Source organism: Shewanella sp. YLB-07 (assembly GCF_009377275.1).
Window position 1 is genome coordinate 15,086 of record NZ_VOQB01000023.1, and the last position, 18,659, is coordinate 33,744.

14 protein-coding genes are annotated in these 18,659 nt (G+C 47.3%); 4 read left to right on the top strand and 10 right to left on the bottom strand.

Going from position 1 to position 18,659, the window contains the following annotated elements; all coding sequences use genetic code 11:
* Nucleotides 1–93 precede the first annotated feature (93 nt).
* The 4 genes from FS373_RS29925 to FS373_RS29940 all read left to right on the top strand — a co-directional run bounded on the left by FS373_RS29925 (nt 94) and on the right by FS373_RS29940 (nt 4,675).
* Complete coding sequence (locus tag FS373_RS29925) at nt 94–1,095, top strand: 4-hydroxyproline epimerase (protein WP_144046078.1); 1,002 nt, start codon at nt 94–96, stop codon at nt 1,093–1,095.
* A 66-nt stretch (nt 1,096–1,161) separates the two neighbouring features.
* Nucleotides 1,162–2,727, top strand: coding sequence for an aldehyde dehydrogenase (NADP(+)) (locus FS373_RS29930; RefSeq protein ID WP_152831363.1), 1,566 nt, complete (start codon nt 1,162–1,164; stop codon nt 2,725–2,727).
* A 117-nt stretch (nt 2,728–2,844) separates the two neighbouring features.
* Nucleotides 2,845–3,516, top strand: a complete 672-nt coding sequence (locus FS373_RS29935) for a GntR family transcriptional regulator (protein WP_144046076.1) — start codon at nt 2,845–2,847, stop codon at nt 3,514–3,516.
* Nucleotides 3,517–3,610: 94 nt separating this feature from the next.
* Nucleotides 3,611–4,675: a ketoacyl-ACP synthase III gene (locus FS373_RS29940; RefSeq protein ID WP_144046075.1), complete on the top strand. Its 1,065-nt coding sequence runs from the start codon at nt 3,611–3,613 to the stop codon at nt 4,673–4,675.
* A gap of 284 nt (nt 4,676–4,959) precedes the next feature.
* On the opposite strand, the gene FS373_RS29945 is transcribed toward FS373_RS29940, so the two are convergent.
* The 10 genes from FS373_RS29945 to FS373_RS29990 all read right to left on the bottom strand — a co-directional run bounded on the left by FS373_RS29945 (nt 4,960) and on the right by FS373_RS29990 (nt 18,613).
* Nucleotides 4,960–5,139: a hypothetical protein gene (locus FS373_RS29945; protein ID WP_144046074.1), complete on the bottom strand. Its 180-nt coding sequence runs from the start codon at nt 5,137–5,139 to the stop codon at nt 4,960–4,962.
* Nucleotides 5,140–5,547: 408 nt separating this feature from the next.
* Nucleotides 5,548–7,578: a PhoX family protein gene (locus tag FS373_RS29950; RefSeq protein WP_152831365.1), complete on the bottom strand. Its 2,031-nt coding sequence runs from the start codon at nt 7,576–7,578 to the stop codon at nt 5,548–5,550.
* Nucleotides 7,579–7,852: 274 nt separating this feature from the next.
* Nucleotides 7,853–8,839: an XdhC family protein gene (locus FS373_RS29955; RefSeq protein ID WP_144046072.1), complete on the bottom strand. Its 987-nt coding sequence runs from the start codon at nt 8,837–8,839 to the stop codon at nt 7,853–7,855.
* Complete coding sequence (locus FS373_RS29960) at nt 8,826–10,058, bottom strand: c-type cytochrome (protein ID WP_144046071.1); 1,233 nt, start codon at nt 10,056–10,058, stop codon at nt 8,826–8,828. Before FS373_RS29960 ends, FS373_RS29955 begins: the two co-directional genes overlap by 14 nt.
* The gene (locus FS373_RS29965) at nt 10,055–10,588 is read right to left on the bottom strand and encodes a (2Fe-2S)-binding protein (protein WP_152831367.1); all 534 of its coding nucleotides are present in this window, start codon (nt 10,586–10,588) and stop codon (nt 10,055–10,057) included. Before FS373_RS29965 ends, FS373_RS29960 begins: the two co-directional genes overlap by 4 nt.
* A complete protein-coding gene (locus FS373_RS29970; protein WP_152831369.1) occupies nt 10,585–13,425 on the bottom strand; it encodes a xanthine dehydrogenase family protein molybdopterin-binding subunit in 2,841 nt (946 codons plus the stop codon). Before FS373_RS29970 ends, FS373_RS29965 begins: the two co-directional genes overlap by 4 nt.
* Nucleotides 13,426–13,839: 414 nt before the next feature.
* On the bottom strand, nt 13,840–15,240 hold the full coding sequence (gene pntB, locus FS373_RS29975; protein ID WP_144046068.1) for a Re/Si-specific NAD(P)(+) transhydrogenase subunit beta: 1,401 nt from the start codon (nt 15,238–15,240) through the stop codon (nt 13,840–13,842).
* A 14-nt stretch (nt 15,241–15,254) separates the two neighbouring features.
* Nucleotides 15,255–16,799 carry a Re/Si-specific NAD(P)(+) transhydrogenase subunit alpha gene (locus tag FS373_RS29980; protein WP_144046067.1) on the bottom strand — a complete coding sequence of 515 codons (1,545 nt, stop codon included), beginning with the start codon at nt 16,797–16,799 and terminating at the stop codon, nt 15,255–15,257.
* A 467-nt stretch (nt 16,800–17,266) separates the two neighbouring features.
* Nucleotides 17,267–17,842, bottom strand: a complete 576-nt coding sequence (locus tag FS373_RS29985) for a hypothetical protein (protein WP_144046066.1) — start codon at nt 17,840–17,842, stop codon at nt 17,267–17,269.
* 87 nt (nt 17,843–17,929) lie between these two features.
* Nucleotides 17,930–18,613 carry an exonuclease domain-containing protein gene (locus tag FS373_RS29990; RefSeq protein WP_144046065.1) on the bottom strand — a complete coding sequence of 228 codons (684 nt, stop codon included), beginning with the start codon at nt 18,611–18,613 and terminating at the stop codon, nt 17,930–17,932.
* Nucleotides 18,614–18,659: the final 46 nt, after the last annotated feature.

Consider the following 18,659-nt stretch of genomic DNA (forward strand, 5'->3'; position numbering starts at 1 on the left):
TCAAAAATGGTTCAAGACCCATGGAGTCTCACTAAAACTGAGGCTCCACTATAAAAAGAATTAAGGGTCTGAAGGAAACGGAGTAAAGCACAGATGTTAAAAGGCACTTACTTTTGCGTCGATGCTCATACATGCGGCAATCCTGTTCGTTTGGTCACCAGTGGCCATCCAGAGCTTAAGGGCCGCACAATGAGCGAGAAGCGCCAACACTTTCTCAAAGAATATGATTGGATCCGCAAAGGATTGATGTTCGAACCAAGGGGCCACGATATGATGTCGGGGGCTTTTTTGTATCCACCCTGCAGTGATAACGCCGACGCGTCGATCTTGTTTATCGAAACCAGTGGCTGCCTGCCCATGTGTGGACACGGCACCATAGGTACCATCACCGCGGCTATCGAATCAGGCTTGTTGACGGCAAAGGAGCCAGGGAAACTCATCATAGATGTGCCCGCGGGTCAGATAAATATCGAATATCAGCAGACCGGAGAGAAAATCGATTGGGTCAAGATTTACAACGTCCCCGCTTACCTCGCCCATCAAGATGTGATCTTAGATATCCCGGAACTTGGCCCTCTCAAGGTCGATGTCTCATACGGCGGTAACTATTATGTCATCGTCGAACCCCAAGCCATTTTCCCTGGTTTAAGAAACTGGACCGCTGCCGATATTCTCAGATGGAGCCCCATCGTCCGCCAGATTGCCCATGAGCAGTTAACTTGTGTACATCCCGATGACCCAACAGTATCTGGTATCACTCATGTTCTTTGGACCGGCGAAACCATCAGTGAAGGTTCCGATGGCGCCAATGCGGTGTTTTATGGCGACAAGGCCATAGACCGCTCCCCTTGCGGCACTGGCACCAGCGCTCGCTTAGCTCAGCTGTATGCCAAGGGACAGCTAAACGTTGGCGATAAATACACCCATGAGAGCATCATAGGCAGCCAATTTATCGGCTGCATCGAATCTGCCACTTTTGTAGGCGGATACCGAGGGATTATGCCAAGTATTCAAGGCTGGGCCAGAATAACCGGCCAAAACTCAATCACCATAGATGACAGTGACCCATACGCCTTTGGCTTCCAAGTTACTTAACCCCATAACTTAAGATCAGTTTGTTTCTGGATACATATCTAAGCAACAAACCTAATAGGGAACAATATGACAGACTCAGTTACTTCAAGAATTACTGGCCAACATTTTATCAATGGCGCCTGGACTGGTGAAGCTAATGCATTTAATAGCTTAGATCCGGTCGCAAATGCCAAGCTAGACTGGCAGTTTGCCAGTGCGAGTCAAAGCGATATAGATAGTGCAGCTAAAGCAGCCAAGTCGGCATTTGTCCAATATAGAGCCAAAACACCGGGTCAAAGAGCCGATTTTCTCGATGCCATCGCCAGTGAACTAGAAGCGGATATAGAGGCAATCACCACGGCGGCAAACCGTGAGTCAGGCTTGCCTATGGCACGCGTTCAAGGCGAAACGGGAAGAACCTGTAATCAGCTAAGACTATTCGCAGGCACACTGCGTGAGCCACTGGAGCCAAAGTTTGTCGATTTAGCCAATCCTGACCGTGCCCCGCTGCCAAAAGCCGACAGCCGTTTGAGTGTACTGCCCATTGGCCCGGTTGCCGTTTTTGGCGCATCAAACTTTCCACTGGCATTTTCAACCGCAGGTGGTGATACGGCATCTGCGTTAGCCGCTGGTTGTCCGGTGATCGTTAAGGGCCACCCTGCCCACCCTGCCACCAGTGAACTTGTCACCCGCGCCATCGAGAAAGCCATCATCGCCTGTGACATGCCGACTGGGGTATTTAGCTTAGTGCAAGGCGCCGCGCCGCAAGTCTCCACAGATTTAGTCACCCACAGTGCCATAAAAGCCGTTGGTTTTACCGGCTCACTCAAGGTGGGACGTATTTTGGCTGATCTGTGCGCCGCACGTGCTGAGCCGATCCCATTTTATGGCGAATTAGGCTCGACTAACCCGCAATTCTTGCTCAATAACATATTGTCAGCCAACGCAGAACAGATGGCACAGACTCAAGTCCAGTCGATGATGATGGGTCATGGTCAGTTTTGTACCAGCCCAGGCGTTGTGGTCGCAGTAAAAGGTTCAGCACTCGACCGATATATTGCCACTATGTCCGATACAATAGCTGCACTGCCAGCATCAGCGATGCTGACCCCAGGCATTGCCGCAGCCTATCAAGCCCAAGTTGAAGCTTTGCTTAAAGACACCTGTGTGGCGTTAGTTGCACAGGGTCAATCGGCACAAGCGAGTCATTTAACCAGACCAACGACAGTACGAGTCAATGCCGACGATTACCTGACAACGCCTGAACTGCAGCAGGAGATCTTTGGTCCATGTGCAGTGATCGTAGAATGTGAAGATGAGGCGCAGATGCTCAACATAGCGACTGAATTGGAAGGCCAACTCACGGCCACCATTCACGGCCATGAAGCTGAATTAATCCAAAATCAGCAACTGATTGAGGCGGTAGCCTTCAGCGTAGGTCGTATCATCTTCAATCAGATGCCAACGGGAGTCGAAGTCTGTCACTCGATGAATCACGGTGGGCCTTACCCTGCGAGTACGGACAGCCGCACAACGTCCGTAGGCAGTCAGGCCATGAAGCGTTTCGAGCGTCCAATCTGCTATCAGAATATGCCTGCATCCTTGCTTCCCGATGAATTAAAAAGCGGCGCATCTAAAGTCATCCGCTTTTAATCCTGCTTGAAATGAGAAAATAAATAGAGGGAAACACAGTTTCCCTTTATTTTAACAAGCTTTAACGGTAATCTTAGTCGGATAAAATAGAATAACGAACAGATAAAAACGGGAACTATGAGCCGATCTACACCAATTATCCATAAAACACGAACTCAAGTCGTTGTTGAGGTGCTTAGGGAAAAAATTCTTTCTGGTGATATCGCTGCCGGTGAACCCCTTAGACAAAGTGCACTAGCCGATGAATTAAATGTCAGCCGTATCCCGGTTCGTGAAGCGCTATTGCAACTTGAAGCCGAAGGTTTAGTCAAATTTGAGCCCCATAAAGGTGCTACAGCCACCGAACTTTCTGTCGAGCAAGTCACAGAGTTATTTGAGCTGAGAGCCCTGATTGAAACCGATCTACTGGCTAAAGCGATTCCCAATTTACAAGATGAGCATCTGCTTCAGGCTGAAAAAGTACTCGATGAACTCGAGTCGGCATTCAAACAAGAAGACGCTGTAGCGAGTTGGAGCGAACTCAATACACAATTTCATACCTGCCTGTATCAAGCTGCTGATCGTCCACACACGCTAGAAGTGGTTCACGGACTCAATACCAATTGCGATCGTTATATCCGTTTACAGCTTTTGCTTGCTGGGGGAATACCCCGTGCTGAACAAGATCACCGAGATCTGCTGACCTATTGTAGAAACAAAGATACAGACAAGGCTATCGAGCTTTTACGCGCACATATTTTGCATGCAGCCGAAGCAATACGTGATCTCGTCGCTCAGCAAGTGGAATGAGTCACGGTTGTTAAGCTTAAGATGCACTAAGCTGAGTTAATTTTGTTAGATGAGGCAGAGCTCAGGTTCTGCCTTTTTATTTGAGAGAAAGCACATGCAGTACGCCACGATTACAGGTTGGGGAAAATGCGTTCCACCAGCCACATTAACGAACCATGACCTATCCACTTTCATCGAAACCTCAGACGAGTGGATCAAATCACGTACCGGCATTAGCCAACGTCATATTAGTCACGTGAACACCTCAGAGCTGGCTTCAGTTGCTGCGCAGCATGCACTTGCCGCTGCGGGCATAGAGGGTAGCGAGCTGGATATGATTATTCTTGCTACTGCCAGTCCAGATACCTTGATCCCGAATATTGCCTCTACGGTTCAAGCCAATGTAGGCGCGACCTGTGCTGCTTTTGATATCAATGCCGCATGCAGTGGCTTCTTATATGGCGTAGGCCTGGCGAGTTCTCAGATCAAGAGTGGTCAGTGCAAGAAGGTACTGGTTATCGGTGCCGAGCGCTTGTCATTCTATTTAGATTGGTCACGTCGTGATACCGCCGTGCTGTTCGGTGATGGTGCGGGTGCCGTCGTGTTGGAAGCAACAGATGAAGAAATCGGCGTTTTAGGCTACGAGCTAAGCAACGATCCTGCCGGACGCGATATACTCAAATCAACCTTTGGTACGGCAATGGACAGGTTTGAAGCTTCATCATTGGACTTCTATATTGAGTTTAATGGTCAAGAGATCTTCAAACGTGCTATCGCCGGCATGGGTAAGTTAAGCACTAAGGTACTCGAGAAGTGCGAAATATCTAAAGATGATATCGATTGGGTTATTCCTCATCAGGCCAACGAGCGTATTATCGATACCCTCATCAACCGCATGAAGATCCCGAAAGAGAAGGCCATAGTAAACATAGCTAACTATGGTAATACCTCGGCGGCAACTATCCCTATCGCCATCTGTGATGCTTTAGCACAAGGCAAGATTAAGCCTGGTCAGACGATTTTATCTTGTGCCTTCGGCGCGGGACTCACCTCGGCGGCTGCATTAATCAAATGGGGTGACAGGGTCACGCCTATTAACGAGAGTTATGCCGAGCTTCCCCCTTGTGATAAGACAGGTATCGAACTGGTCAGCAAAGCCGTTAAGCACTTCTGTGGCTAACCGCTAACTTAGCGATCAATAAGCTTCAACGAAAAACACCAGCCTAGGCTGGTGTTTTTGTACAGGGATGTACTTATCCCCGGACACTATGGATGGTGTTAGAGGGGGTTTGTACAAGGCTTCCTTACCTGAAAAGTTATCCCCGGACACCATGGTCTCAGCGGTTCCCTACAGCTATAGACATTTCCTCCATCCCTAGAGGTCAGATGGTGCTAGAGGGGGATCAACCGACATCTAGCTCCTAGTTTCCTAGCTCCCGAATCTAATGCCTAGTGAAATGAAGCCTAGTTATAGCCGCGCACATAGTTCCAGGTCACATCGTCGCTCATGTTAGCCTCGATATTATAAGCTTGATATTCTTTCTTACTGGCACTCATCACTGAAAACTCTCCAAAGCCTTCTATCTGGTCATTCAGGTGATTATTTTGATCGTTCTTTAAGATTATTTTTTTTGAATTATTCATAATACATCCTTTATATACCTATATATTTTTCCCACGAAGTCAGCTTGAGGAAGATTTAGCGTTCGCTCTTATACCAATAGATATTAGGTACTAAATAATTCCAACTGATAAAATAATTAGACAGTAAATTCATCTGTTGTTAAATATCTAACATTAAAACTTGAGTTTGAAGACAATAAAACTTAAGTGTTAGTCACAACGAGTGTCTAATCAACAATACATCATAGTATAAAATATTCAACAGTCTATTTTAAGTAGTCTGTAATGGGGAAGGTGATCGAGTGACCCTCTAGGGTCTAGAGAGAATAAGCATAGGCAGATATGAATGAGCAGGAAGGAGAATCGCTAATGGCAGTGGCTAGTTACCAGCACCATTAGCTTTTTACTATTAACGGTTACACTAATGTATTAAACACCAATCTCACCGCCATCATTTTTGCGTATGATCACAGTGGCAGAACGAGGCCTAACAAGCAGCCCCTCAGGGGTCTCAGCAGTGGCATCCATACTATAAGGCCAGTTTCCAGGATGCTGAACATTCAAGAAGCAGTTCTTCTGATCTGGTGTGAAAGTGAGACCCGTGATCTCACAGCCATTTGGCCCGACGAAGAAACGTCGCAATTCGTTTTGATTATCAGTATGGATTATATCGGCTTCGCCACTGGCATCGACCAGATTAGTCGGAATAACCGCCAGCATCTGATCGTTAGTCTTGTCTTTAACTTCCATCGCCCCGCTATTATCGGTTTGTACCCAAAGAATGCCCCGAGCATCGAATGCCAAGCCGTCGGGACAGGCAAATTCATTAGACTCTGTCAGGCCAGATAGATTGATATCATCCGCACCATCTGAGGGTGCGCCGAATACAAATATATCCCAGCTAAACTCATTACTATCTTGGCTATCGTTCCAGCGAATGATATGACCGAACTTGTTATCCAGCCTAGGGTTGGCCACATTCACTTCATCACGCTTGGTATTATTTGTCAGAGTCAGATAGACGGTGCCGCTGATTGGGTCTACGGTTGTCCACTCGGGACGATCCATAGGAGTTGCACCAACTAAGTCTGCCGCGCCAGCCGTATTGAGAATAATCTCAGCCAGAGAGCCGAAATGATCACCCAGAGTACCGCCAGTTTTAGTTTCACCCTCTAAGGTTAGCGCCAGCCAATGGCCTACACCATCTTCACTGAAGCGCGCCACATACAGGGTGCCTTTATCCATGTACTTAGCACCGACAGTTAATCTATCGCTGCGATCTGCATCGGCAGGATCCCACAAGGCTTCCGAGACAAATTTGTAGATATACTCGAAGCGAGCATCATGCCCCGAGTAAAAAGCAATTGGCTTGCCCTCTTCCACCTTGCCATAAGCACAGCCTTCATGGCGAAAACGTCCCAGTGCGGTACGCTTAACGGCGACAGACTGAGGATCGTGAGGGTCTATCTCGACGATAAAGCCGTAACCATTGGCTTCATTTCGATAATCTTCCCGCGAGTTATTCCCTGTTGGCGTAATATTGAAGCGAGCAAACTCACTTTCTTGCTCACTTTCATCTCCGGCAAGATCTTCCCAGCCATAACGACCACCACTGGTTGAAATGCCAATTCTTTGTTGTTGCTCAGTTAACTCACTCTTGTTGACGAAATAACCAGGCCAATTTTCTTCACAGGTCAGGTAAGTGCCCCAAGGAGTGAAACCATTGCCACAATTATTAGATGTGCCTCGGGTGCGCTCGCCCGTTGGAGAGAAAGGTGTAACGAGTTCAGCGTGTCCAGATAAAGGTCCTGCAATCATCATTTCTGATGCTGCAGTAAATCGGCGGTTGTGCTCATCGTTTTTAATGACTTGCCAACTGCCATCAATAAGCTGAACGCGAACAACACTTATCCCGTGGGCATTGATCTCTTTTCTGATCTCTTCGACGCTATTTCTTAGACCTGAGGTAGGATCGACACTCGCTCCATTCGGGTGCAGTGCAGCTTGCTGAATATACTCGTGATTAATACACAACAAACCATCTGTAGACGATTCATTTAGCGGGTAAAAGTACATGCCATCATGATTCTGACCGACCGAGTTAGCTTGATCTAATGCAGTATTACTGCCATCACTCTGCCACTCCTGAGCCATATCGTTGAGCGGTGTCCCCCAAGGGGCCAGTACCTGAGCCGAGTATCCATTCGCAATCATGACACTGTCTTTCTTGGCACCTGCGATGGAGTCGAAGCCTAATTTAAGTTCTGGTATTGGATCAGGCTTAGTATCACTGCTGCTAAAACAGCCCGTGAGGCCTATTCCACTAAAGAGTGAAAAACCCGCTGCGCCTAAACCGGTTTTTAGCATGCTTCTTCTTGAGATGTGCTTATCTAAGACCTCAGAAAAGGCTTCATTATTGCTTTTGTTATACACATTTCCATCGTGGGTTGCTTTACTCATAATATCCTCAGTACGACTAATTGCTGACATATTCTGAGCTGAACTCTAATGAGGATAGATGACACTAACATGACGGAAAGAAAACAGATTTATGACGTAAAAATAAGTATGCGTTCTCTTAGTGAGCTTAATAATATGAATTCAGCTTGCAGAGCGCTTAGGCTGTAGACAAAAAATGCCGACCTTGTGGGTCGACATTACATTCAACTAAATATTATTAGCCGCTTTGCTACAAAATAGAGACAGGTAAAACCAATATCGGCTTTAGCTAACCTTAACTAACCTTAGCTAACTTAATACCATTACGTTTAGCTATCACCTCGGCCATGATAGAAATTGCAATCTCCACAGGCGTTTTACTGCCTATGTCCAAGCCTATGGGCGCATGCAAGCGTGAGATATCCTGCTCGCTGTATTCGCCGATACGCTTTAAGCGTTCTATTCGCGTCGCCGTGGTGCGTTTGGAGCCCATGGCACCGATATAGAATGCATCAGACTCCAGCGCCGCCATCAAGCCTAAATCATCCACCCTAGGGTCATGTGCTAAAGCAAGAACCACAGAGCAGGAGTTAACATTTTGCTCGACAAATTGATCAGGTGATTGCCAGCTCACATCCACCCCACCATTAACTGAAGCATATTGCCAATCACCGGCAAGATCTTTGCGAATATCACATATCTTGACCGTGTAACCAGCAAGGCGTGCCAGTTGAGCCAGATGCTGACTCACCAGGCTTATCCCCAACAACAAGACATTCCAGGCTTGAGCGTAGTGCAATGATACTGATTTATCTTCCACTGACACGGCTTGGTTTGAACATTGACCTTCTGCTTCAATTTGGCTCAAACCTGACTCCAGGTTAACCCGGCGACAATAGCTCAGACACGATTGCTCAGCCTTAAGCCAAACCGACAGCTGATTGATCGAATCTGGGCTCGGCGTCAGCTTCTCTATGAGCAGACGGATAGTGCCACCGCAAGGAAGCTCGAATACACTGCCCTCTTCGTTATGGTGTTTGCCATAGTCAAATAAGCAGGCAGGTCCGGTAAACTCACCTTGATTAATCATCTTAAGGAATGCCTCTTCGAGACATCCCCCAGAGATAGAGCCCGCGCGCGACTGACCGTCGGTCGCAAACAAGGACCCTATGGGTCTTGGTGCAGACCCATAGGTACTCACAACTGTGCAGAGCCATACCTGACGGTGATCAATAAGCCAGTCAGATACGGTCTCTAATACCGAGATATCAGTGAGCTGCATCGGCAATGCTGTCCTCTATCTTATCCACCCAGCCCTGGACCTGAGACTCAGTTAAATCCGATGACTGCTTCGTCCATACCTTACGTATGTAGTTAGTCAGCTCGGTTAACTGCTTCACATTCAATGTGTCACGATAAGACGGCATGGCATAAAAACCATGAGTATGACTGTATCTCTGCTCCTCTACGCCATTGAGCATCACAGACAGGGTATTGATTGGCACCACCTTGTCTATGGTGGCATTAGCAATCAATGCAGGGCTCACATTGGGCTTTCCTTCACCATTGATGCCATGACAACCGGCGCAATACCCACTGTAAAGCTTATATCCTGGATCTGATTTATCGTGGCCATTGAAGGTATCACTCTTAGCCGTGACTTCAGCATCATTATCCAATAAGTAACTGGTCACAGCCGACATATCATCCTCGGTTAGGTGACTAAAACTGTGGAAGACAACGGGATACATGCCGGCAAACACAGTGCCTTTTCTCGAGTAACCTTTACGTAGCACATCGTCAAGGTCTTGCTTAGTCCAACCCTGACGGTTTAACTCTTTCGGGGTAATGTCGGACGCTTCAGCGCCACCAATAAGCTCACCTTCAAAATGCCTGGACTGATCCATAGCAAACATGACATCTCTTGGAGTATGACACTCACCGCAATGGCCTAGGCCATTGACGATGTAGCTGCCTCGATTCCACTTCTCGCTCTTATCAGCATCAGCCTCGAAGACCTTTGAGTCGTGATTCACCAAGTTCCAGGCCTTAAGCCCAAAACGAATATTGGTTGGGAACATCAGGTCATTGTCCCTGTTTTTCTGTTTCACCGGCTTAGTGCTCAAAAAATAGCGGTACAGGGCCTCGATATCTTGGTCCATCAGCAGATGATAAGAAGTGTAAGGCATGGCAGGATAGAGATTCCCCTTAGGTGCTACACCGCCCCGCATCGCATCGGTAAAATCTTCCAAGCTGTAATGGCCTATACCAAACTCTTCATCTGAGCTGATATTGGTGGAATACACTATGCCAAAAGGAGTCGTAAATGGCAGACCGCCACCATTGGCCTGGCCCTCATCTATGGTATGACAGGCGGTACAGTCGCCAAGTTTCGCAAGATACTTGCCCTGCTCGACCAACTCATCCTGCGCGGCATTGACTGTCAGAGGCAAGGCCAGAAACAGCGCCGATAATGTAAATGCATTTAAATTGATCTTCATGAGCGTGTGAGTCCTTCTGTCGATAAGATTAACTCTTTCACCGCTTTGTAGTATTTAACATACCCAGTGCAGCGACAGACGTGATCGCCTAAGGCTTTCTCGATTACGGTTTCAATCTCACTCACACGAATTGGCATCAGCTTTAATCGCTCAACCAAGACAGTCGTCTCATTGACGAAACCTGAGGTACACCAACCGCACTGGAAGGAGAAGTTCTCGATAAAGGTTTCCTGCACCGGAGACAGCTTAATGATCTCACCAAATTCATTCTCCTTGGCGTGACCTTCGATAGTTCTGATCTTCTTGCCATTAAATCTCGACACACCATTGATACAGGTACGCACGGATTCACTGGAGCCATCTTCGTTATCGACGATCACAGTACAGGCATGACAGACACCCACACCACAACCGAATTTGGTCCCTGTCATATTCAGATGCTCATGAAGAAATTCAATCATCATGATATCGTCACTGGTCTCAATTGGACCTATGGCTTTGTTGTTAATACTCAGTGCAATAGTGCTCATGATAATGCCTTCTTAATCTCTTTCTTACTGATAGGTAGATGATAGAAACGCGTCCCTATAGCCTGATAAACCGCTTCCACGATGGCCGGAACGATAGGGATCATCACCACTTCCGCCATGCCTTTGGTCGGATCTGACTCCGACAACGGCGGCAATATGGTATGGGTTAAATTCCACACACCCACATGCTTAGCCAGCGGAACCTGATAACGGTTGAGGTTCCAGGTGCCGTTACCCGCGCCCTCTTCACCCAATGGCAGGTACTCATGCAGCACATGGCCCAGCCCCATCACCAGGCCGCCTTCTATCTGGCCTTCGACTAATTTCTCGACAATTACCCGACCACATTCCAGCCAAGTATGGGTGGCCAATACTTCGACCTCACCGCTGCCTTCTTGCACGGCTATTTCACATAGGGTGGCGCACGGTGCATAGTAAGTCACCATGGCATGATTCATAGCCGTCGCTGGGTAGCTCACTTGGGTTCTATCGAGTAAGTGATAGCCGCTCTTGGCCATCAAGGCTTGCTTACTTTCACTGGCACCACTGCCGTATTGAAGGGCTAAGGCATCGATGGATAACTTGTTACTCTTACCTTCGATGACAAATTCACTCTCGGCCCAAGACCAACGGTTAAATGCGTGAACCATCACCCCGGTCACGAGTCCCATGGTGTGGGCTTTATGAGCAAGAATATCGATAGACAGTGGTGGGTAACCTGCCGCCGTTAACTTACCGTCAACCCAATGGGCATTGTTAACATCGGTAAAGTCAGGAGCCGCGTGGTCATTATTGAAAAATTGGGTTCGCCAGATCTCAATTGCCGCGGGCCATAAGCCTTGTTCGAAAACAATTTTGGCGGCAATACTTGTGGTGTGACTCTGAAAATATGAAGATTGAGACGCCGAAGAGGCCATCGCGATAGACGGCGTCCAGCGAGGATCTTTCTGCATCTCATCTTGCTTATCTTGCGAGATAAAATAGGGAGAGTCGGTCTCTTTGAGCTTCATCACATCCCAAAGCGTCACTTCACCGAGGAATACCTCATCGGCCATATTACCCAAATACTGCTGAACGAGCGTGCCTTGGGAGGTGTCTGTGCCGGTTCCCATCTCCATCGAAGCGAGACGGATAATAATCTTGCCTTCTTTAGTGATAGAAACTTGGGTCGAAGGTGCATTAGCCCCGGTGCCATAATCTTTGGTGACTATGCCAAAGCCTACACCGTATTTTTTGCCTGGATTTTTCGCTTCAAACTGCTGTTTTTTCTGTTCGCGGTTAACCCAGATATCGTGCTTTTGCGCCAGCTCCAACATCTCCTGATAACGCAGCGCCCCATTGGGAATAGCACCCTGGGTGTTACGATAGCCTGGCTGCATGAGATTGGCGAGCCTGAGCTTGAAGGGGTCAACATTGAGTTTCTCTGCCGACTCGTTGACCATCATCTCCATAGATGACATAGACTGTAAGGTGCCATAACCTCGCATCGAACCACAGTCCGGATTTTGCGATGGATGCGCCACGGCGGTGATGTCATTTTGCGGCAGATAATACACACCTTGCAGTGCACTGGCACCCACCATAGTCACAGAGCCGGTAAAGTTTAAGCGTCCACCACCATCAATCACCATGTCCGAGATTAATGTCTTAAATTTAAGGGTTTTCTTATCGATGGCCAGCTTATGGTGCATCTTAAACGGATGGCGTTTCAGCCCCGATTGGAATTGCTCAAATCTATCGTTGGCGATATGCACAGGTTTGTCAGTGAGCAGAGATGCCATCAGGCCATAATAAGGAAATATGGAGTGATCTTTTGCACCGAAGCCGCCGCCAATAAAGGGAGAATGCACCACTAGCTTAGTGATCTGACCTTTATATTGGCTGTGTTCAATCATCTCACCGGCTTGCAGATAAAAATCATGGGGAGATTGAATAGTGAGCACAGTGTGTAGAGTGCCACTGGCACGATCGAACCAGCCATTGAACGCCTCAGGCTCCATCATCATGGGCTCGATAGACTGAGTCTGATAATCTTGCTCGAAGATAAACCAGTCTTCTTCGTCCATCTGTTTCGCCATTGCATTAGCATAATAGATAGCGCGCTGACCCGTTGAACCAGATTTATCACCATCTGTAGGCCAGACCGCCTGATGATCGACATAATTAGGGAAAAACAGACCATCACTCAAGGTGCTGTAATTATCCACGCCATTGGCACCATTTTGCCCTTCAGAGCGAACGATACGCCAACTGGCTAAGGGATCTTTGCTCTCACTGGTTAATGGCGTTTTCTCACCATAAATAACGGCGCTATCGCTAAACTGCAATCTGGTCTTAGCGGCTTTAAAAGAAGCAAAGTTATTGAATATCAGCAGGGCAACGGCGTGACCTAAGTAATCAGGCGTTTGACCTTTAGCTAGCAGCATCTTATCGCCGAAAAAGCCCGGCAATTTAATGCCCGCATCTTTAAGCGTTGCAGAGGTAATGATCAGGCTTGGCTTGGCACTTTCCGGAATAGCGGAAAGATCTATGCCTTCAAAGCGGTGATCCGCTTTATTAGCACGTAAAATAAAGCCATAGTGCTGAATATCTGGCCAGCCATCCATGTCCATGGCGCGATAATCGCGACCATAAATCTTCTGCCCGGTGACTTTGGCGACACCATCTAGGCGAAACTTAGGCTTACCCGTCCCTTTCCACTGCTCCATCAACTCATCAGAAATCATTGCCGCGTTCGCCTTGCCTGCGTTAAACAGCATAGGCGCGCTGTAGACGGCGACTCCGCCCACCACACATTGTTTGATAAACGAGCGACGCGAAAGATCGAATCTAGACATAGTCTTTCCTTTTGTATTGATTTTGTTCAGGCATGCCTAATCCATCGAATGAACTGTAAGTAGTAAATTCAAAAAAGTCTTTAATCGGAAAAGTTCATCATGAAGCTGACGGTTAATTTTCTATAGGATTGGCATAGTAAATATTCGTGCTTAACGTTAGAGATCTAAGTTAGAAAACGTCGAATACCAAGTAAGTATATTGATATAAATCACATTTACCAGTAAAAACACGACATGAAATAGGCGTGATTAACTCAATAAGAATAGGCGATATCTATTGAGTATTGATTTAAATCAATTTTTTAAGGTTCAGTTAATAAAAGATATTGTAAATTTTATTGCAATAAAAAATGCCAGTCATCTCTGACTGGCATTTATCGATTAACACTTAGACTAACAATTAGGCAGAAGCTCTTAGATGCTGGCTAAAATCTTAGACACTGTATCCTTAGCATCGCCAAACAGCATCTCAGTGTTCTCTTTGAAGAATAGCGGGTTCTGGACCCCGGCATAGCCGGTCGCCATAGAGCGCTTGAAAACCACCACGTTATCGGCGTTCCACACTTCGAGTACTGGCATACCGGCAATCGGACTGCCAGGTTCTTTCGCGGCAGGATTTACAGTATCGTTAGCACCAATAACCAGCACCACATCCGTATTGGCGAAGTCATCATTGATCTCGTCCATCTCCATCACTATGTCATAGGGCAGTTTTGCTTCGGCCAACAAGACATTCATGTGACCAGGAAGACGACCCGCGACAGGATGGATGGCAAAACGAACTTTCACACCTAGATCACGCAGTTTCTTAGTTATTTCAGCCACTGGATATTGAGCCTGTGCCACCGCCATGCCATAACCTGGGGCTATGATGACTGTGCGCGCATTCTTGAGCATCTCAGCCACATCTTCAGCCTGAGTTTCACGATGCTCACCTTGCTCACCATCGCCAATAACCACAGTACCACCTTCGGCACCGAAACCACCTAAAATCACCGAGATGAATGAGCGGTTCATCGCCTTACACATGATGTAGGACAGGATGGCGCCCGAACTACCCACTAGGGCACCGGTTATGATCAAGAGATCGTTACCTAACATGAAACCAGCTGAAGCCGCGGCCCAACCCGAATATGAGTTAAGCATGGAGACAACCACTGGCATATCCGCGCCACCAATGGCCGATACCAAGTTATAACCAAATACAAACGAGATAGCCGTCATGATAACCAAAGCAGCTATGGCATCGGTTTGCATGTAATAAATACCAAGAGCAACAGAGGCAACTAACATGGCAAGGTTAAGCCAATGAGCACCAGGAAGAGCTTTAGGGGTACTCTTCACCAAGCCACGAAGTTTGGCAAAGGCGACGATTGAGCCGGTAAAGGTGACACCACCGATAAAGATCCCCAGGAAGACCTCCACATCGTGGATAATCTTAGCCACTGGATCAATTTGCCCCGTGATAGCATCCATCAAAGCGCCGTGATCTATGGTGCTCGAGAAACCCACTAACACTGCCGCCAGACCCACGAAACTGTGTAAGATAGCCACAAGTTCTGGCATCTCGGTCATCTCGACTTTTAACGCTAAACGGATACCAATCACGGCACCGATAGCCATGGCGCCGGTAATGATCCAGCTATTACCGTCAATTTGAGTACTGGCTAGGGTCGCCACTATGGCGATGGCCATGCCGATCATACCCAAGAAGTTACCGCGTTGTGCGGTTTCTTGTTTACTTAAGCCTGCGAGGCTAAAGATAAACAAGACTGCTGCAATAAGATAGGCAGCACTTAATAATCCTATAGACATATCAATCTTTCCCCTTAGTCTTTACGGAACATTTTCAGCATGCGCTGAGTGACGGTGAAACCACCGGCAATGTTGATTGAGGCGATCAATATCGCAATCCCCGACAATACTAAAACAGCGGTATTGTCACTGTTCATCTGCACCAGAGCACCTACGACTATGATGCCACTAATGGCGTTGGTCACACTCATCAGAGGCGTATGCAGCGAATGGCTCACGTTCCACACCACGTAATAACCCACGACGCAGGAGAGCACAAATACACTGAAGTGCTGAATGAAATCAAGCGGTGCCGAGTTGGCAATCAGGCCAAACAGACCCGCGGCGACAACGGCAAGAGCTGGCTTAACCCATGGATTTTTAGGCTTAGCTTCAACCACTTCTACTACGGCTTCTTCCTTAGCTTTGGGTTGAACGCTGACTTGGATCACAGGTGGCGGAAAGGTGATTTCCCCTTCCTTCACGGCAGTCAAACCACGGATCACTTCATCGTCAAAATTAATCTCATAGTTACCATCTTTCTCAGGCACCATAATTTTAAGTAAGTTAACTAAGTTAGTACCGTATAGCTGACTGGCTTGAGTCGGTAAACGACGGGAGAGCTCGGTGTAACCGATAATGGTCACATTGTTCACCACTGTTACTTCACCCGGTACCGTCAATTCACAGTTGCCGCCATTGGCCGCTGCGAGATCGACAATCACACTGCCGGGCTTCATCAGGTAGACCATGTCCTCAAGAATAAGCTTGGGAGCCGGCTTACCGGGAATGAGTGCCGTGGTGATAATAATATCGACATCTTTGGCCTGCTGACGGAAGAGCTCCATCTCGGCATCGATAAATGCCTTACTCATGACCTTGGCATAACCGTCACCGGATCCAGACTCCTCTTCGAAATCCAGTTCCAGGAACTCGGCGCCCATGGAATTAATCTGCTCTTTCACCTCGGGACGAGTATCGAAGGCTCGCACTATGGCGCCCATACTTCCCGCGGCGCCTAAGGCTGAAAGTCCGGCAACACCAGCACCGATAATTAAGACTTTTGCCGGCGGCACTTTACCCGCCGCTGTGATTTGTCCGGTGAAGAAACGTCCAAAATGGTTCGCAGCTTCGACAACGGCGCGGTAACCATCGACGTTGGCTAAAGAGCTACGGGCATCGAGGGATTGCGCACGTGAAATACGTGGCACCATATCCATAGCGAGTAGGTTAATGCCTTTAGCCTTGAATTTTTCTAGCAGCTCAGGATTCTGAGCCGGCCATACAAAACTTGCTACTGTCGCACCGGATTTTAATAGATCGGCCTCGTCAACGCCCGTATCACTATTGATAGCCGGTGCATTAACTTTCAGTATGAGATCGGCTTGAAATGCATCTTCAAGGCTAACAATCTCGGCGCCAGCTTCTCGATACGCTTCATCTTTGAAGTTAGCTAGTTCTCCGGCACCGCTTTGTACTACAACACTGAAGCCTAATTTCTTAAGCTGTATCACAGTGGCTGGAGTCGCGGCTACCCGGCTCTCCTGCGCGAGGATCTCCCTTGGTATTCCGATTTTCATAGTGTCTTCCTGGTGGCGATAGTGATGTTTTCTAATGCAGATCCCTAAGATGTAAACTCAGTCACGCAATAGCCATTATTTTTAGTTCGTTTAGGTATAACAAAACAACGCATAGGGTCAAATGCAGCCAGTATCAGACTCAAAAAGCACAATAAGGCGTGTTGCTAATGTTCACAAAACCAATCAACAATACCAAGATATTTGGCTTATGGATCAATAAATTTCAAGAATTGGAGCAGAGGTCAAGTAAATAATGAGGAATCTTTGATGGTACGGGGCTGTCAATCGCAATCGGATATTAGTTATTTACAATAGTTATCAATCTCATCCATATGGAAAGAAGAATTTCAAACGAATTTCCCCTTAGTTGACTACATCTACATCAGGAGGAGTGACATTAGGGCAAAATTGTTTCTATATTAGAACAATGGACAATACAATTTAGTCAGCGTTATCGATAAATCATCCTAAAATATCGCTTCATCCCAATAAATACTCTGTCCAAAGTGGACTGACAGGCGTTTATTGAGATCATTAAAGCCCGGTAATGACTCCTCCTTGCCACTGAGACAGGACCAGACGAAACGATGGCAATTGTTATCAAACAAGTCATATTCCCGATAAGTAAAAATAGCCTGCTCTGCTTTGATTAACGCATCTTCATCCACCAGCGGTCGATGATCATGACTGCAGGCGATATAGATCTTACTGCCTGTGCGTCCGGCTAAGAAACGTTGGGTCGATACAGCGCGGATAAGACCATTGCCATGGAGCTCTATCAAGGTATGATCATCGAGCCAGATCCCTGTGTGCTCTATCACGCCATAGACAAAGCAACAGATAATAGTCCCGGGTAAAGGTTTAACCCGCTTATGGCCCGCCTGCCAAAGACTCGGGTGAAGACCCACGTGCTTATTATTACCCTCGGGAACCGGCACTGTGCCGCTGCGCCTCTTCAGCTCCAACTGATGACGTTTCTCTCTTTCATTGGCCAAAAATACCGCGCCCAGCGCACTACCAACCAGGAGAAGAGGTAAAGCCATAAATAAGCCTCTTAGATAAAAACTTAACTCGAGATTAGTCAGTTAACCTAAAGATGTGAATATGAACTTTGTAAGTATGTTTGTGCGTTATTTAATTGCAAGTAACTCGGCAACCGTTAATGGCTCTCCTTGGCCAATAGCTGCAACCTGAGCAAGCAATAACTCACCACATGCTAAGGCATCGACCAAGGCATTATGAGCGGCGTACACAGGTAAACCATACCGAGTACGACACGCACCTAGCCTCAGGGACCCCTCTTTTAATACATCATGCTTTCTCAGTAAACGTCTGCGCTCAACGGTCAGGGTATCTATCGCGCAAAGCTTAACTGACTCTCCGATTGTTTTACTCATGGCGTTTTGCAGGAAATTGATATCTAAAGGTGCATGATGAGCCACCAGCACCTTACCGAGTGTCTTTTCAAGAAACCAGGATATGGCTTCCTCTATGTCTATCGCATCTTGCAAATGTTTATCTAAGATGCCGTGGATCGCCGCGCTCTGACCCACGCCGCCGTCGACTTTGATGAGCTTCTGCTCCGCCTTATCGAGTAGCAGCAAGTTATTTTCAATGGGAATTAAGCCAATACTGAGAATTTGATCATGATTAGGGTCTAGACCTGTCATTTCCAGATCTAGGGCTATTAACTTAGATTGGCTGACATCTTGGCTTATCACGGCCATTAATTCGCGATGATACTGCCTCATCACTTCCGAGCGACAGCGAAAGGCACGCCAACACAACTGAGATTTGAGCAGCAGAGAGATCACGGCTTAAAAACTCCGGCTAAATTTAAGTTTAATGCCGAGTTGAACA

Bases quoted from the DNA above. Each gene is read 5' to 3' on its own strand.
- FS373_RS29925 (WP_144046078.1), top strand. From the start codon at position 94: ATGTTAAAAGGCACTTACTTTTGCGTCGATGCTCATACATGCGGCAAT.
- FS373_RS29930 (WP_152831363.1), top strand. From the start codon at position 1,162: ATGACAGACTCAGTTACTTCAAGAATTACTGGCCAACATTTTATCAAT.
- FS373_RS29935 (WP_144046076.1), top strand. From the start codon at position 2,845: ATGAGCCGATCTACACCAATTATCCATAAAACACGAACTCAAGTCGTT.
- FS373_RS29940 (WP_144046075.1), top strand. From the start codon at position 3,611: ATGCAGTACGCCACGATTACAGGTTGGGGAAAATGCGTTCCACCAGCC.
- FS373_RS29945 (WP_144046074.1), bottom strand. From the start codon at position 5,139: ATGAATAATTCAAAAAAAATAATCTTAAAGAACGATCAAAATAATCAC.
- FS373_RS29950 (WP_152831365.1), bottom strand. From the start codon at position 7,578: ATGAGTAAAGCAACCCACGATGGAAATGTGTATAACAAAAGCAATAAT.
- FS373_RS29955 (WP_144046072.1), bottom strand. From the start codon at position 8,839: ATGCAGCTCACTGATATCTCGGTATTAGAGACCGTATCTGACTGGCTT.
- FS373_RS29960 (WP_144046071.1), bottom strand. From the start codon at position 10,058: ATGAAGATCAATTTAAATGCATTTACATTATCGGCGCTGTTTCTGGCC.
- FS373_RS29965 (WP_152831367.1), bottom strand. From the start codon at position 10,588: ATGAGCACTATTGCACTGAGTATTAACAACAAAGCCATAGGTCCAATT.
- FS373_RS29970 (WP_152831369.1), bottom strand. From the start codon at position 13,425: ATGTCTAGATTCGATCTTTCGCGTCGCTCGTTTATCAAACAATGTGTG.
- pntB (WP_144046068.1), bottom strand. From the start codon at position 15,240: ATGTCTATAGGATTATTAAGTGCTGCCTATCTTATTGCAGCAGTCTTG.
- FS373_RS29980 (WP_144046067.1), bottom strand. From the start codon at position 16,799: ATGAAAATCGGAATACCAAGGGAGATCCTCGCGCAGGAGAGCCGGGTA.
- FS373_RS29985 (WP_144046066.1), bottom strand. From the start codon at position 17,842: ATGGCTTTACCTCTTCTCCTGGTTGGTAGTGCGCTGGGCGCGGTATTT.